Origin of the sequence: Pseudoalteromonas sp. SR45-4 (genome assembly GCF_014163535.1) — a bacterium.
Classification (GTDB): Bacteria; Pseudomonadota; Gammaproteobacteria; order Enterobacterales; family Alteromonadaceae; genus Pseudoalteromonas; species Pseudoalteromonas nigrifaciens.
The window spans coordinates 21,391-37,457 of the sequence record NZ_JACJDO010000027.1 but is presented as its reverse complement, the minus strand read 5'-3'; the positions used below and the strand labels follow the sequence as shown (position 1 = coordinate 37,457).

The window sequence follows — 16,067 nt, the reverse complement described above, 5'->3', positions numbered from 1 at the left end:
TAAGCTAATGGCATTAACACGTGAACAAATCGCCAAGCGAGTCGCGATGGAATTACAAGATGGCTATTACGTTAATTTAGGCATTGGTATTCCTACCTTAGTAGCTAACTATGTCCCCAATAATATTGCAGTAATGCTGCAATCAGAAAATGGCCTACTGGGTATGGGGCAGTATCCTACTGCCGATGCGCTCGATGCTGATATGATAAACGCCGGTAAAGAAACCGTTACTGCCGCCACTGGCGCAGCAATTTTTAACTCAGCCGAAAGCTTTGCGATGATCCGCGGCGGTCATGTTGACTTAACCGTATTGGGTGCCTTTGAGGTTGACCAAAACGGCAATATTGCTAGCTGGATGATCCCCAATAAGTTAATAAAAGGTATGGGCGGTGCAATGGATTTAGTGGCCGGTGCAAAAAACATTATTTGCACCATGACCCACGCTAACAAGCATGGTGAGTCAAAATTACTCAGTGAGTGCAGCTTACCGCTCACCGGCGTGGGGTGTATTAATAAAGTAATTACCGACTTGGCCTTACTGGAAATTAAAGATGGTGCATTTCATTTGTTAGAGCGCGCCCCCGGAGTGAGCGTAGAAGAAATTCAAGCGAAAACACAGGGGCGTTTAATTATCCCTAAAAACACACCCGAAATGACATTTTAATAATAGCTTATTAATTAAGCCCGCATTGTTGCGGGTTTTTTTATAACTTAAAAAGCTACCAATTTGAATCCGCGTTATAAAACCACTCATGTTAAGTAGGTTAGATCAAGCTCTGGCACGTTTTGAAGCTCGGCAACAATGTTTTTCGGCTGCTGTTGAGGTAACGCAGTCTATGGTTGATACTCTATTTGGTTCAAAAGAGCGCGTTAGCACCACAACACGCTTACCCAAAGGAGTCGACTCGCTTACCTTAAAAAAAATAATAACTGCATTTAATGAACATAAAGAAACAGCATTTACAGCTCAGCAAATGGGCGATTTAGTGGGTGTAAGCCGATCGACTGCTCGCCGATATCTAGAATATATGCTTGAAGCGGAACAGGTTAGAGCCGATCAAAGCTATGGTAGTATTGGTCGTCCAGAGCGTTGCTATAAAATATGCCAATAAAATAAAGAGTACAGAGTAAGGTAAGGCCTCATTAGGTAAATAGATCGCTCGCTCGCACTACAAAAAATAGCTATTTCAAAGGATGGATTATTTTTTTTATATAATTGGCTGCATTTTAAGCGACTTCTATGGTGATGTTCGCTTTAAGTGATGTTATACTCTGGCCGAATAATTTTTCGACTTTATTAAGAGTAAACTAATGGCAGATTTATCGAAGTACAGAAACATTGGTATTTTCGCGCACGTTGATGCGGGTAAAACTACCACCACTGAGCGTATACTAAAGCTTACTGGTAAAATCCACAAAAGTGGTGACACGCACGATGGCACATCAGTTACAGATTTCATGGATCAAGAAGCTGAGCGTGGTATTACTATTCAGTCTGCGGCTGTAAGCTGTTTCTGGAAAGATCACCGTTTTAACGTTATCGATACTCCTGGACACGTTGACTTCACTGTTGAAGTTTACCGTTCACTTAAAGTATTAGATGGCGGCATCGGTGTATTCTGTGGCTCTGGTGGTGTTGAACCACAATCAGAAACTAACTGGCGTTATGCGAATGAGTCAGGTGTAGCACGTGTTATTTTCGTAAACAAATTAGACCGTATGGGTGCTGATTTCTTCCGTGTAACTAATCAAGTACAAAAAGTACTTGGTGCAACTCCATTAATCATGACTTTACCAATCGGTAGAGAAGATGAGTTTGTTGGTGTTGTTGACGTTTTAACCAAGCAAGCATATGTTTGGGATGCGACTGGTCTTCCAGAAAACTACACTATTGAAGACGTTCCTGCAGACATGGTTGACCAAGTTGAGGAATACCATGAGTTACTTATCGAAACTGCTGTTGAGCAAGACGATGAGCTACTAGAAACGTACATGGAAGGTGTAATCCCTTCAATTGAAGATGTGAAGCGTTGTATCCGTAAAGGTACTCGTGACCTTGCTTTCTTCCCAACATACTGTGGCTCAGCATACAAAAACAAAGGTATGCAGCTTATTCTTGACGCAGTTGTTGATTACTTACCATCTCCTACAGAAGTTGATCCTCAACCTCTTATGGATGAAGAAGGTAATGAAAACGGCGAATTCGCTATCGTATCTACAGACCTACCATTTAAAGCGTTAGCATTCAAAATAATGGATGACCGTTTTGGTGCGTTAACATTCGTACGTATTTACTCAGGTAAACTAAACAAGGGTGACACTATCCTTAATGCGTTTACTGGTAAAACTGAGCGTGTTGGCCGTATGGTTGAGATGCAAGCAGACGACCGTAATGAATTAGCTAGCGCACAAGCTGGTGACATCATTGCTATCGTAGGCATGAAAAACGTGCAAACTGGTCACACATTATGTGATCCTAAGCACCCAGTAACACTTGAGCCAATGGTATTCCCAACTCCAGTAATCTCGATTGCTGTACAGCCTAAAGATAAAGGCGGTAATGAGAAAATGGGTGTTGCTATCGGTAAAATGGTTGCAGAAGATCCATCTTTTCAAGTTGAGACTGATGAAGATTCAGGCGAAACTATTCTTAAAGGAATGGGCGAGCTTCACTTAGATATCAAAGTAGATATCCTTAAGCGTACTTACGGTGTAGACCTTATTGTTGGTCAACCACAGGTTGCTTACCGTGAAACTATCACTAAAGAAATTGAAGATAGCTACACGCATAAGAAACAATCTGGTGGTTCTGGTCAGTTCGGTAAAATTGATTACCGTATTAAGCCAGGCGAAGTTGCTTCTGGTTTCACGTTTAAATCATCCGTTGTTGGTGGTAACGTACCTAAAGAATTCTGGCCTGCAGTTGAGAAAGGCTTTAAGTCAATGATGGGCACTGGTGTTCTAGCTGGCTTCCCAGTACTTGACGTTGAAGTTGAGCTTTTTGATGGTGGCTTCCACGCAGTGGATTCATCAGCAATCGCGTTCGAAATCGCTGCTAAAGGTGCTTTCCGTCAATCTATCCCTAAAGCGGGTGCACAACTTCTTGAGCCAATCATGAAAGTTGACGTGTTCACGCCGGAAGATCATGTAGGTGACGTAATCGGTGACCTTAACCGTCGTCGTGGTATGATGAAAGACCAAGAGCCTGGTTTAACTGGCGTTCGCATTAAAGTAGACGTACCGTTATCAGAAATGTTCGGTTACATCGGTTCATTACGTACAATGACATCAGGTCGTGGTCAGTTCTCTATGGAGTTCTCACACTACGCACCATGTCCACAAAACGTTGCTGAAGCTGTAATCGCTGCAGAAAAAGAGAAAAAAGCTGCTAAGTAATTAGCACCTTAACTCTTTAAAAAAACCCGCACATGTTGCGGGTTTTTTATTGCCCATAATAAAATTGATATATTAGGGTGTGCTTATCTTTCGAGGTTAAATTTACAGCATTGCGTTTCCTTTTAAGGCTAGGTAATAACGGCGCGTAAATGCCCAGCATGCGCTAATTTGGCGTTAAATATAACGATTACAGCGAGCCCAATGAGTTATTAACTTAGCTGTGTGTATGAAAAGTTATATAGTGTGAGGAGTATTGCGATGATGCGCTATACTCCATGATATTATTGTTGAGTGGTATACCTTTGCCTATAAACGCTACTAATTTAATACAATTAATAAAAAAGGTGTAAACAGCTAATTGCCGACAATAAAAAAGGAGCTATTTGTAGCTCCTTTTTTATTTTAAAGTGTGGCGCTAGCTAAGCTTTTTAATTAGCTTTTCTTTTAGCGCTTTCATCTTTGGCGTGCGTGATTTCTTAAAGCTTTGTATTGGCATGGTAACCAAATGCTCTTTTGGTAATGCGGGTATAGTTAAAGGGTATTGCCCTGCGGTGGGTACCGAAATCTCTTTAAGGTGCACTTTAAGTGCCTCTAACATGGTATCGTTATCTACTTCACTAGGGCAGATAAATATACCTAGCTTTCTGAGTTTAACCCCCAGTTTTATACTGCTTGAATAACGCACTATAGGTGCAGCTAGTACTAAACCTAGTAATATAGGTGATAGCCACCAAAAAAATACCGGCGTGAAGTAATACGCTGTGCTACCCCAAGCAATAGCGACCAAAGTAGAAAATAACGTATAACTAAACGCTTCTTTCCATGGCACCATACGGCCTTCTCGTGGTTGAGCATCCCACTTAACTTTTTTGCCTAAAAACACACAAACAACAAAATAAGCATGAAACACCATCATTAATGGAGCCATGACAATAGCAAAAACTGTTTCTATAATTGCGCCTAACGTAAGCTTAATAGCACCACCGAAGCGGTTTTTTCTGTGCACCAAGGTTACGATTATACCCATTAGTTTTGGTAGCAATAAAATAACAATAGTAAGATAGAGCAGAGCATCAATTAAATCGGTTTTAGCTATTTGCCAAGTAGGGAACAATTGATAAGCGCGGTTAAAATAAACGTCGCTATTTAAAGCACGTGTTACGGCATCAACCGTACTTAACGCGAGCATAAGTAACCATATTAATGACGAAATATAAGCGGTAGCGCCAAGTAAAAAGTGAAATTTGCTCATCAGCTTTAACTTTGGTGACGGGAGTAATCCAATGTGTTGAATATTACCCTGTACCCAACGTCTGTCGCGCACGGCATAATCTAAAATATTACTTGGGACTTCTTCATAGCTGCCTTCAATATCTGCAAGCAGTAATACTTCCCAATTTGCACTGTGTAGTAATGATGCTTCTACAAAGTCATGGCTGAGTATTTCACCACCAAAAGGAGCATTGCCTTTAAGTGTGGGTAAACCACAGCAGTCAATAAATGCGCTTACTCTAATTATGGCATTATGGCCCCAGTAGTTTGCTTTATCGGTTTGCCAAAATGCCGATCCTGTTGCCAGCATAGGGCTATAAAGTACCGAAGCAAACTGTAAAAAACGACCAAAAAAGGTATCTTGGCGTACCGGAATAGGAATGGTTTGAATAAGTCCTACTTGCGGGTTGTTAATCATGCTTGCCGTTAGCTCTAGCATGCATTTACCTGTCATAACGCTGTCGGCATCAAGGACAATCATATGATCGTACTGGCTTCCCCAGCGCTCACAAAAGTCGGTTAAATTACCTACTTTACGGTGTTTATTATCTTCGCGGCGACGATAAAACAACTGCTTTGATGTCTCGCCTAGGCGCTCACACAAAGCATGCCAAGCACTTAGTTCATTTTTAGCTATTGTTGGATCTTGTGTATCACTGAGTAAATAAAAATCAAAGTTGGCTAATTCCCCAGTCTCTTTTAATGACTGTAAGCTCACTTCAAAGCCTGCAATAACACGGTGTGTATCTTCGTTATAAATAGGCATTACTATGGCAGTTTTTTGCTGAGAAAATGCCTGACTATCAAGCATTATAGGTTTTATGCGCCTAAGGGTAAGCGGATCAATACGCAGTAACTGCAGTACAAACCCTATAGTACCACTACAAAATGCGGTAACAATCCATGCAAAGGTAATTGAAAATAATGCCAGCAAAGCATATTCAAGTGGTGTCATACCATTTGAGTTTAAAATTTCAAACATAATAGAGATGCCATACGCAGATATACCAATTGCGGCAATGGCAAATAACCAAATACGAAGTGCCTTAAAGGGCATAGATATTTTGGTGGTTTGTTTACTTGATGTCATTTGGATACCAAACATAACTCCATACCTCGCTAATTTCTTTATCATGCAGCTTTAACGATAAGCGCATGTCTACAGGTTTGCCGTTTTGTGGAGCTATTTTAAAAGCAACTCGCCAGCCTAATGAATCAGGTAATTTTTGCACAGTTACATCTCTAACCTCACCCGTTGTTAATTGGATGTCGGCATTTAAATTTAACTTTTCTGAAAGCTTATTTATATCAGGCCCAGCAAAATCAACCGTAAATTGGCGATGGCTTTTAGGTGGCGGATTATCTTCACCCGGTAATGCCGCGCTACCAATGCGAGTGCGAACTGCGCGTGCCTTATCATGCTGAGTTAAGTAAGCATTAAAGGTGGTCATTTTATAGCTTAGCTTTAACGAATCGCCTGCTTTAAATGGTTTTTCAGGTACCCAGTAGCTCACTATGTTGTCGTTTGTTTCTGTATCTGTCGGTATTTCTACCAGCTCTACTCGACCATTTCCCCAGTCACCTTCAGGCTCTATCCACAGGCTAGGGCGGTTGTGATAATGCGCTTCAATATCAAAGTAATTATTAAATTCACGATCACGTTGCGCTAAGCCAAATCCCTTAGGGTTCTCGTATGAAAAAGAGGTTACGCTAAGTTGCGACGGATTATTAAGCGGACGCCAAATCCAGTTGTTATCCTGAGATTGGGTTAACAGTCCGTCTGAGTCATGCACTTCTGGGCGGTAATCGTCAAAAAACTTAGTGCTGTTTTCGCCGTGATAAAACATGCTTGTTAGTGGTGCTACGCCTAATTTTTTCACGTCTTTACGGGCAAAAATTTGCATATCTACTTTAACGCTGGTGTTGGTGGTAGGGTCAATACTAAACTTATAAGCGCCGGCAACCGATGGGCTATCAAGCAGTGCAAAAATGATAATGTTAGTTTGTTCTGGCTGTGGTTTTACTAGCCAAAACTCTTTAAACACAGGAAACTCCTCACCAGACGCTTCAGCAGTATCAATTGCTAACCCTCGCGCCGATAGACCATACACTTGATTAGGCCCAACAACTCTAAAATAAGAAGCACCTTGAAACACCATTACTTCATCTTTGTACTCAGTGGTATTAATTGGGTAATGCAGCCTAAATCCAGCATGGCCTAATTGTTTATTGGCAATACTCTTGGCTATTTCATCTTTTAAAGGTGCTGCAGTACCATCGTACTGATAAAAGTCAGTACTAAACGGCAAACGGCTAAGTTTAGAATCGCTATCAACTGTATTAATTGTTACTGGTGTTTTATATAAAAAGCCGGGGTGAAACAACTGTAGCTCGTAAAGACCTTCATCTTTCCACATTGACTTGTCTTGTTTAAAACGAATAGAGCGATAATCTTGATATTCAATATTATTTAGCGCATCTAGCTCGATGTTTTTAGGGGCAATATACTCCTCACTCGCTAATTTTTGAGCGCGGGCGCTGATCACATCAAATAAACTGTCTTGCGGGATGGCAACGTCAAGCGTAGCGGAAAATGCTTGCTGAGCTGAAAAAACAAGAAACAAGCTAAGTAATGGTACTGAGGCTTTTTTCCATGTTGATATTAGGTGAATTGGTGCTTTCATTTTCGTTCCTTTATAAAAACATGACTTATTTTTACAGTTAAGATTAATATCGATTTATTAATTTGTTTCATTGGTACTTTTAATAATAAACGTATAAAAAGGCTCAAGTATGCTTTGTTGTTTACAGGCTAAATACGAGAGTGAGTAGATTTAGTACGGATAGTACACAAAGTTTACTGAAGCTTGTCTGAATTACATTTGTATAAAAAGAGAAAAGCCGCAACAGCGGCTTTTTAACAATTATAGTGTTGGCTTTTAGCTTTTAAACCTGCGAAATAAAGTAAGAGGTGCCAAAAAAATAGTTAACCAAAATAATGAGCCAGAGTCATCGTCATCATTTTGAGCCTCATCACTATTAACATTTATAGTAACTGTTTGCTCTAATGATATATTGTCAGCACCATCCTGGGCTTGCACAACTAAAGTAATAAGACTTTGTTGTTCATAATCAAGTTCAGCAGTCACCACGATCTGACCCTGGTTGTTAATAGTTACGCTATTGCTACCCGACACAATAAATTTAACAACGGGAGAGTCATTAGCATTTGGATCGCTAAACGCTAACTGGCCAATCACAGTACCAACAGGGCTATTTTCATTAACAATAAATGTCTGGTTAGCTGCTATAACTGGGGTTTGCTCCTCAGGTGTTAAAATAACCTCAGATTTTATATCAACAATTATTGGATCGTGATCTGATGCACGATATGGGCCTGCTGCGTATAAGCTTGATTGTTGAGCATCACTTTTAAACTCGACATTGTAATCGAGTAAAGTGGGCTCATCGGCATTAATATGCCAATCATTCGTTGCAACTATTTTGCTTAATAATGATGGGCTTACTAAGGCATAATCTAAGCTACCCGCACGTCCAGAAAAACTATAAGAGTAGCCAAGGGTATTACCATCAAGCTCTGCAACTGCATTTTTATAGCCATTGTCGGCAAATGCACGAATAGGATCTTCCATGGCATAGGCATTTAAATCACCAATAAGAATAATATCCTCATCATCAATACCGGTTGGCTTGCTATTAAGCCAGCTTGCGTATGCATTAGCGCCGGCAACGCGTGTTTCATTCCAACATGCTTGGCCATCACTTTTATCTTGGTTTGCTCCTGTTGCGCTATTGCAACCACCTTTTGATTTAAGGTGCGCTACTGCAGCGGTAAATACCTCATCTGTTGCTAATACTTTAAAGCTTTGTGCAATTGGTGGGCGGTTTCCAAAGTCAAACGGAGGTTGTGTGGTGATTGCTGCACTACCTACTTCTACTACTCTATTTACACGATAGATTAAGGCTGTGGTAATTGCATCACTACCAATTTTCTCAAGGCCAAAATTAACAAATGCATACTGGTTAGCTGTGTCAAAGTCGTTAAGCGCATTTACTAAGCTAGCAATTGCACTAAACTCACCAAAGCCATCGTTTTCTATTTCCATTAAGCCAATAACATCGGCTTGTATTGCACTAATAGCACTAACAATTTTAGCTTCTTGACGAATAAACTCAGCTTCACTATCGGCACCACGACTAGTGGGGAATCCGGCTCCCTGACCATCGCCATTAAAATAATTAAGAACGTTAAAGCTAGCTACCCTTAGATCCGCATCTACGTGAAGTTCGGGAGCATTTTTACGTGCATTGGTAGTGATAAACTGCGGTGTTATGGTAGGCTGAATGCGATAAGTATCAAAGCTATATGCAAGTACCCCAGTTACAGTGTTAACGGTATCGCCAGTGCGTAGCGTATTTTCGGCAGATAAACCCGGTATAGGGTAAATTGGCTCAATATTTTGTAAAGTTGAGCCATCGTCTAAAAGAATTTTTTTAGTTAAGTTATTCGCTTCAAGTGTGTTGGCAGCATCACCGGGCAGGGCAACTTGTGTACCTTGATACAAACGCTCGGTTGCCAGCTCTATTTCACCATAGCGTCCTAAACCAAAGTTATTAGTCACTATTAATGGCTGCTCTAGTGTAATAAGCATGCCTTCAAATGCTTCTAAATCTGTTGTATTTGTAACTGGGAGTGAGATTTTAGTTGCTGATACAGTTAAACCCGAATTGCAAACGGCCACTTGGGTAACGCTACCAATTTGAGTGGCATTGAAATACTCTTCAACACTGCCTTGTACACGCACATGGTCGCCTACACTCACATTTGCTGCTGCAAAATAAACAAAGATGCCTTCAGAGGTTAGTGGGTTAGTATCGTCATCAACAGGTAAAGAGCTAATAAAAAAACCTTTTAACTGATTGTCACCTTGGAAGTTGGCCGTTACAACCCCTTCTAACTCTACTGTAGTATTAACCAATGGGCTGGCAGCACCAGTACCTTGAATGGCGTTAATGGTTGTTTTATCGTTGCCACATATCAGTGGTTCAAGTGGCTCTGGTTCAGGTGTTGTGCCGCTACCAAAAAAACCTAGCCCTGAAAAGTCGTTTTTATCAAATTGTAGCCATTCGTCACTTGGGTTAAAAGTGGAGTCAGGGGTTGCCCGACCAATAAGAATATTTTCCTTACGGCGTAGCGTTTTATCTTTTGTAGTTACGCCCCCGGCAGACCAAATTTCTTTTACCCCACGCTGCCCAAAACTGTCAATAACATTAGAGCCTTGCATTAGTACTAATGCGTCGTCACCATTAAAGTTAACTGCACCACTAAATAGCTGAGCTTTTAATTTAAGCTCATCATTTGCTCTAGAGTCTGAAGTGACAATAACATAGGTACTGTTTGCAGCAAGCAACCCCGTAAGCTCTTCAGTTACACTGGCTGATCCAGAGCCATTTGAATACAAGCTAAGTGAGTAGCCATTTAAAGAAACCTCTGCGGATGATGTGTTATAAATCTCAATAGCTTTATTAAAGCCACTTCCCTCAACGTATTCAGAAATTATCAGTTCGGCAGAGGCTGATGCACTAATGCTTGCAATAATAAGCGCTAATGGGGTTATTTTTGTTTTAAACATTGGTCATTATTCCCGTTTATAATTCCAGATAGGATATTAGTTTAGAGAATAAATATTACAAAAATAATATTCAGTGTGAATGATTGTAAATGCAAAGTAAGGCGGGCTTGTTGCCCGCCTTGTAAGGCTTACTTTTTAGCTAAGTATTGTGCAGCTTGCTTAGCAAAATAGGTAAGAATACCGTCGGCGCCAGCACGTTTAAATGCCAGTAGCGACTCCATAATAGTGGCCTCTTCAGCTAACCAGCCGTTATCAATCGCAGCTTTGTGCATAGCGTATTCCCCACTTACTTGATAAGCGAAGGTTGGCACGCCAAACTCATCTTTAACTCGGCGTACAACATCCAAATATGGCATGCCAGGTTTAACCATTACCATGTCGGCGCCTTCTTGCAAATCAAGCGCGACCTCGCGAATGGCTTCGTCAGAATTAGCTGGATCCATTTGATAGGTTTTTTTATCAGCACCCTTTAAGTTACCGGCAGAGCCTACCGCGTCTCTAAATGGGCCATAATAGCTTGAGGCGTATTTAGCTGAGTAAGCCATAATGCGAGTGTGAATGTAGCCATCGGCTTCAAGTGCCTCGCGAATAGCGGCAATTCTGCCATCCATCATGTCCGAAGGGGCAATAACGTCAGCACCTGCTCGGGCGTGCGACAGTGCTTGCTTAACTAGTATGTCAGTTGTGATGTCGTTAATTACATAGCCACTTTCATCAATAATGCCGTCTTGTCCGTGGGTGGTAAACGGGTCTAGCGCGGCATCAGTAATTACACCTAACTCAGGGAATGCTTCTTTTAATGCACGTACTGTACGTTGTGCTAAACCATCATCGCTATACGCTTCTTCAGCATGTAATGACTTTTTGTCGGCCGGTGTTACCGGAAAAATAGCAATGGCGGGCACACCGAGCTCAACCAGTTCTTTGGCTTCTATAAGTAGTAAGTCAATTGATAAGCGCTCGATACCGGGCATTGATTCAATTGCTTCACGACGGTTTTTACCTTCGAGTACAAATACCGGATAAATAAGATCATTAACGCTAAGCTGGTTTTCAGCCATAAGACGGCGTGAAAAATCATCGCGGCGCATTCTGCGCATGCGAGTATATGGGAAAAGATCTAGACCAGATTGGGCCATATTTATACGCTCCTACTTTGGGATTGTGGGATTGGAAAATTAATTACTTGGTTACGACCATGCTGCTTGGCAAAATACAGTGCTTTGTCGGCACGTTCGGTAAAAATTTCAGGGTTATTTATATCTTCAGCAACGCTAGTATACACTCCCGCGCTGATTGTAAATGAAATAGTAGTGCCAGCCACATGCACATTATTAGTAGCAATAGCGTGGCGAATTTTTTCAGCAATGGCTATCGCGCCATCATTTTGGGTATTGGGCAATAGCACCACAAATTCTTCGCCGCCGTAACGTGCTACTTCATCAAGCGGGCGTTGTAATTGCTTTTTAATAGTATCAGCAGCAGTACGAATAACCTGATCGCCAGTTAGGTGGCCATAGGTATCGTTTATTACCTTAAATTTGTCTATATCAAGCATAATAACACTTAATGGTGTTTGTTCGCGACGCGAGCGGCGCAACTCCATCACTAATTTTTTATCAAAAAAGCGTCGGTTTTTAATACCAGTTAAGGGATCTTCCATGTTTAGCTGTTCAAGCTCACGGTTTTTTTCTTCTAGTTCTCTTAGTGTTACTTGTAACTCAAAAGTACGCTCATCTACTTGTGTTTCGAGCTCTTGACGCACGCTTTCTTGTAAAGATATCCGCTCATGTAATAAGGCATCTTGGGCAGCACTTTTAGCTATTAAGGTTTGTTGAGTAGTTACTTGTTCATCGCGCTGTAAAATAAAGAGTTTCATTACCGCATATCCAAGGGAGAAAGCGCAGCTAAGAGAGCAAATAAACACAAAAGCCACTCTACTGTTTGTAAATATATAAAGCCCTGAAACAGTAATAATAAAATAAACAATTGCGGCTAAAAAGCTGCATAAAGCTAGCAAAAGTGCTTTTTGGGGTTCTGATGGGTTTTGGCGAATACAAAGTAAGGTTGTTACAACATAGTAGCCTAAAACAATGGGAGTGGTAATAAGGCAAAATAAGGTGACAACAAGTGTGGGAAAAAGCCAAATAAACGCAATAAGCAGTGCATATATAGCTATTATAATTTTTTGCACTTTAAACCATGTAACGGTTTTAGGCTGACATACCTGTTGCTGTAGAGGTAAGAAAAGTACAGTTATCAGCATCACCAACATGGGGATCATAAGTTGTACTGTGCCCGCAGAACGTGTGTGGATGAAACTAAAGCCACAAATAAAATATAATAAGATACTGAGCATTAATGTTATAGCGCCCGTGTAAGCAAAGTATTGCTTACGCGAAAAAGCATATAAAATAAGACAGCTAATCGCTAAAGAAAAAACAAAGCCAATTAATAATCCGTAAAGCAAATTAAGCTTACTTTTATATGTAAAGAGCGCATCTGCCTGCCATAAGGTTAAAGGCACGCGTAATCCTGAGCTATTGCTCACTTTAACGATAACAGTGGTATTACTGCGAGCAGGAAGCGTTAATTTTACCAGCAAAGGTTCGTTTTTTATTTGTTGTTGTGGCAGTAAAGGAGGGGCATTAATATTTATTGAGGAGGATCGTCGCTTATCGAGTAAGTGATATACCTGTACTTCATTTAATAGCGGATTATCGATAGAGAGTATTGGCGTTACACGCGTATTGAGCGTATTTTTAATTGTAAATTGGATCCAAACAGGGCGTTGTTCAATCCCTAAATTAAGTGGTTTGTTGGTTAACGTTTGCCACTGTTTAAGATCGCTCTGCTGGGCGGTTGCTATGGATGTAGGCGCAAAAGAATAATAAATAGAGTTAATTTTTTCAGATGTAAACTGCTCATCGATCTCTATTGTATTAGCGGCGGCTAAACCAGTAAAAAGGATAGTTAATAAGCTTAATAACACTCCAATAACTTTCATTACTTAGCTTTTAAACCAAAAACATTATAAAAGTTTAGAGTAGTTTGCTGCGCTATTGCCTCAGGAGTAAGGTTGTATAATTGGGCAATTGTTTCGCACACATAAGTTAATAATGCAGGTTCATTACGGCGAGATTTAGGCTTTGGGCTAACGGTGCGCGGAATCAAAAAAGGCGCATCAGTTTCTATTAACAGTTTATTAAAAGGGATACTGGGGATTAATTGTTGTAGTTCTTTTCCACGGCGTTCATCGCAAACCCAGCCGGTAATGCCGATATAAAGCCCTAACGCTAAGTAGCTTTTTAATGCCTGAGCGTTACCTGTAAAGCAATGTAATACGCCGCGTACATTAAATTCTTTTAAAATACTGAGCATGTCTTCGCTGGCATCACGTTCATGCAAATATACAGGTAAGTTTAGCTGTTCAGCTAGGGCAAGCTGGCGCCTAAGTACGCTTCGTTGTACATCGCGAGGCGAAAAATCACGGTTATAATCAAGGCCGCACTCCCCAATGGCTATAACTTGTTTATGGCTTGCAAGTTGAGTGAGTTGTGTCTCAAGCTCATCAGTAGCCGATTTAGCATCGTGAGGATGTACGCCTGCTGTAGAAAATTGCTGATGCTCTATAGCCAGCTCAAGCGACTGCTCACTGGCTGCCACGTCGCAGCCTATAATCAGCATATGCTTTACTCCCGCAGCATTAGCGCGGGCAATAATATCTTGATGCTGTTCATCAAACTGATGGTTAGTTAAATTAACCCCAGCATCAATTAAGCTGTATGGCATTATTGAGTACGTTTAACGCGTATAGAGCGGTTTTGACCTTCTTTTTTTAATAAAAAAGAATTAAATACACCACGACTAATAACCACGTTGTCATCTTCTTTTAGCGTTATGCCGTCAGATCCAATTTGGCGCCATTGTTGGCCGTTTTCTAGAGTAATAATTAACTCACCATAAGCTGCTTCTTTAATGGCTGATACAGTTGAGCTAATAGAGCTGTCATTTTCTTTCGCAATATTTTTATGCTCTAAACCAAACTCTTCTGCTTGTGTTACCGCTACAGCAACAGGTGCGGTGGCTTCTGTATTTGTTGGTGAGAGTGTTTTATTTACAGTAGGCTTGCTCAGCGGTTTACCGGCAACCGTATTATCGTAACAAAGCAGGCGGTTAAAGTCGTTTTCAATAAAGCTACATGCTTGCAGTGCTTGCTCGTTAATAGCTGTGGCTGCAAAAGTCGGTGCGCTTAACAAAACTAATAGTGAGAGTAGTTTTTTGTTCATGTTATTCCTCAGATTCTTGTTGTGGTTTAGCGGTATAAAATTTAGCTAAAATTAGGCCTAGCTCAAACAAAATAAGCATAGGTAGCGCTAATAAAGTTTGTGACAATACATCGGGCGGTGTTAAAAACATCGCTACTACAAAAACACCCACTACAATATAGGGACGTTTTTCTTTTAAGCTTTGCGTTGTTGTAGCGCCGCTCCAGCACAGCAGCATAATGGCTACTGGAATTTCGAAAGCGACACCAAAGGCAAAAAATAGTTTTAGTACAAACCCTAAGTAGCTACTAATATCCGGTGCTAAGGTGAGCATTGCAGGACCCGCACTGGTAAAAAAGCCTAAAATAATTGGCAGTACTACAAAGTAGCAAAAGGCAATACCACCATAAAACAAAAAGATGCTTGAGGCGAGTATTGGCATTAACATGCGTTTTTCGTGCTTATACAATCCCGGAGCTATAAAACCCCAAACCTGGTGTAATATCCACGGAATAGAGGCAAATAATGCGACAAATAACGTTAGTTTAAAAGGGGCAAAAAATGGCGCTGTGACATCAGTTGCTATCATGGTTGCAGTGCTTGGCAAATGTGAAATTAATGGCGCTGCAACAAATGTATAAATGTCGTTTGCAAAATACACTATTGCAATAAAAATAACTAAAATGCTTAATAGTGATTTAATCAGCCGATCGCGTAATTCAATTAAATGCGCGACAAACCCCGATTTTACTTCCTCAGCCATTATTTTTTATACCATTTAGTAAGTTGACCACAAAGTGAGAAATTAATTTCACTTTGTATCATCAATATTTTGCTTATTAGAGGGATCGATTTGATTTTTTTTATAACTGTGGGTCACAGACTGAGCGGCCTGTTGTAGTTCAGTTAGTGAACTTTGTAGTTCAGGACTTAAATCGGTTAAGTTTTGTTGCTCCGCTTTTTTAAGGTTTTCGTGTAATTCGTGCACACGCAACTCTTCGCTCACTTCAGCTTTCACTGAGTTAGCAAGCGACTTTGCAGTTTTTATCCAGCGGCTTACCGTTCTAATTGCTACAGGTAAACGCTCTGGACCAAGCACCACTAAACCAACAATTAAAACAACAATTAGCTCCCACATCCCCATGCTAATTAAACCTTGTTATTGTCTTTATTTTTTTCAGTATGGGCAGAATCAAGCGGTGCACTTTCTTCTGATTTTTGAATCTGCTCTGGCTTTTCTTTATCTGTATTTTTTTCGTCAGACATTGCTTTTTTAAAGCCTTTAACTGCTCCACCTAAATCACCACCAATACCGCGTAATTTTTTAGTGCCAAACAAAAGTACAATAATTGCTAATACAATCAATAACTGCCAAAGACTAATACCGCCAAATCCCATGTTTATCTCCCGTTTTCATAATTATAAAGTGTATATTTTAAATACTAATTATACGCCTAAAAACGTAAATAGCACTTAG

The 16,067-nt window shown here is 40.5% G+C and carries 13 protein-coding genes; 3 read left to right on the top strand and 10 right to left on the bottom strand.

Features of this window, described 5'->3' with window-relative positions:
* The first annotated feature begins 7 nt into the window (after positions 1 to 7).
* From H5058_RS12100 to fusA, 3 genes are all read left to right on the top strand, one after another.
* Entirely contained in the window at positions 8 to 664 is a 657-nt protein-coding gene (locus tag H5058_RS12100; RefSeq protein ID WP_179807657.1) for a 3-oxoacid CoA-transferase subunit B, read from the top strand.
* A gap of 88 nt (positions 665 to 752) precedes the next feature.
* Positions 753 to 1,112, top strand: a complete 360-nt coding sequence (locus H5058_RS12095; RefSeq protein WP_226898045.1) for an HTH domain-containing protein — start codon at positions 753 to 755, stop codon at positions 1,110 to 1,112.
* Between the two features lie 199 nt (positions 1,113 to 1,311).
* Positions 1,312 to 3,396, top strand: a complete 2,085-nt coding sequence (gene fusA, locus H5058_RS12090) for an elongation factor G (protein WP_179807656.1) — start codon at positions 1,312 to 1,314, stop codon at positions 3,394 to 3,396.
* Positions 3,397 to 3,811: 415 nt separating this feature from the next.
* Here fusA and mdoH read toward each other — a convergent pair whose 3' ends face one another.
* The 10 genes from mdoH to tatA all read right to left on the bottom strand — a co-directional run bounded on the left by mdoH (position 3,812) and on the right by tatA (position 15,988).
* Positions 3,812 to 5,773 (bottom strand): glucans biosynthesis glucosyltransferase MdoH, encoded by a 1,962-nt coding sequence (mdoH, locus tag H5058_RS12085; RefSeq protein WP_182678399.1) that lies wholly within the window; start codon positions 5,771 to 5,773, stop codon positions 3,812 to 3,814.
* Positions 5,745 to 7,352 carry a glucan biosynthesis protein G gene (locus H5058_RS12080; RefSeq protein WP_182678397.1) on the bottom strand — a complete coding sequence of 536 codons (1,608 nt, stop codon included), beginning with the start codon at positions 7,350 to 7,352 and terminating at the stop codon, positions 5,745 to 5,747. The genes mdoH and H5058_RS12080 overlap by 29 nt, the downstream gene beginning before the upstream one ends.
* A gap of 255 nt (positions 7,353 to 7,607) precedes the next feature.
* Complete coding sequence (locus H5058_RS12075) at positions 7,608 to 10,322, bottom strand: ExeM/NucH family extracellular endonuclease (protein WP_182678395.1); 2,715 nt, start codon at positions 10,320 to 10,322, stop codon at positions 7,608 to 7,610.
* A 128-nt stretch (positions 10,323 to 10,450) separates the two neighbouring features.
* Positions 10,451 to 11,461 (bottom strand): porphobilinogen synthase, encoded by a 1,011-nt coding sequence (gene hemB / locus H5058_RS12070; RefSeq protein ID WP_011329560.1) that lies wholly within the window; start codon positions 11,459 to 11,461, stop codon positions 10,451 to 10,453.
* A gap of 2 nt (positions 11,462 to 11,463) precedes the next feature.
* On the bottom strand, positions 11,464 to 13,329 hold the full coding sequence (locus H5058_RS12065; RefSeq protein WP_179807652.1) for a diguanylate cyclase: 1,866 nt from the start codon (positions 13,327 to 13,329) through the stop codon (positions 11,464 to 11,466).
* Complete coding sequence (locus tag H5058_RS12060; RefSeq protein WP_179807651.1) at positions 13,329 to 14,114, bottom strand: TatD family hydrolase; 786 nt, start codon at positions 14,112 to 14,114, stop codon at positions 13,329 to 13,331. Before H5058_RS12060 ends, H5058_RS12065 begins: the two co-directional genes overlap by 1 nt.
* Entirely contained in the window at positions 14,114 to 14,611 is a 498-nt protein-coding gene (locus tag H5058_RS12055; RefSeq protein ID WP_011329557.1) for a hypothetical protein, read from the bottom strand. Before H5058_RS12055 ends, H5058_RS12060 begins: the two co-directional genes overlap by 1 nt.
* Before the next feature lies 1 nt (position 14,612).
* A complete protein-coding gene (gene tatC, locus H5058_RS12050) occupies positions 14,613 to 15,353 on the bottom strand; it encodes a twin-arginine translocase subunit TatC (RefSeq protein ID WP_011329556.1) in 741 nt (246 codons plus the stop codon).
* A gap of 48 nt (positions 15,354 to 15,401) precedes the next feature.
* Positions 15,402 to 15,734 (bottom strand): Sec-independent protein translocase protein TatB, encoded by a 333-nt coding sequence (tatB, locus tag H5058_RS12045; protein WP_008467380.1) that lies wholly within the window; start codon positions 15,732 to 15,734, stop codon positions 15,402 to 15,404.
* 5 nt (positions 15,735 to 15,739) lie between these two features.
* On the bottom strand, positions 15,740 to 15,988 hold the full coding sequence (tatA, locus tag H5058_RS12040; RefSeq protein WP_008467382.1) for a Sec-independent protein translocase subunit TatA: 249 nt from the start codon (positions 15,986 to 15,988) through the stop codon (positions 15,740 to 15,742).
* Positions 15,989 to 16,067: the final 79 nt, after the last annotated feature.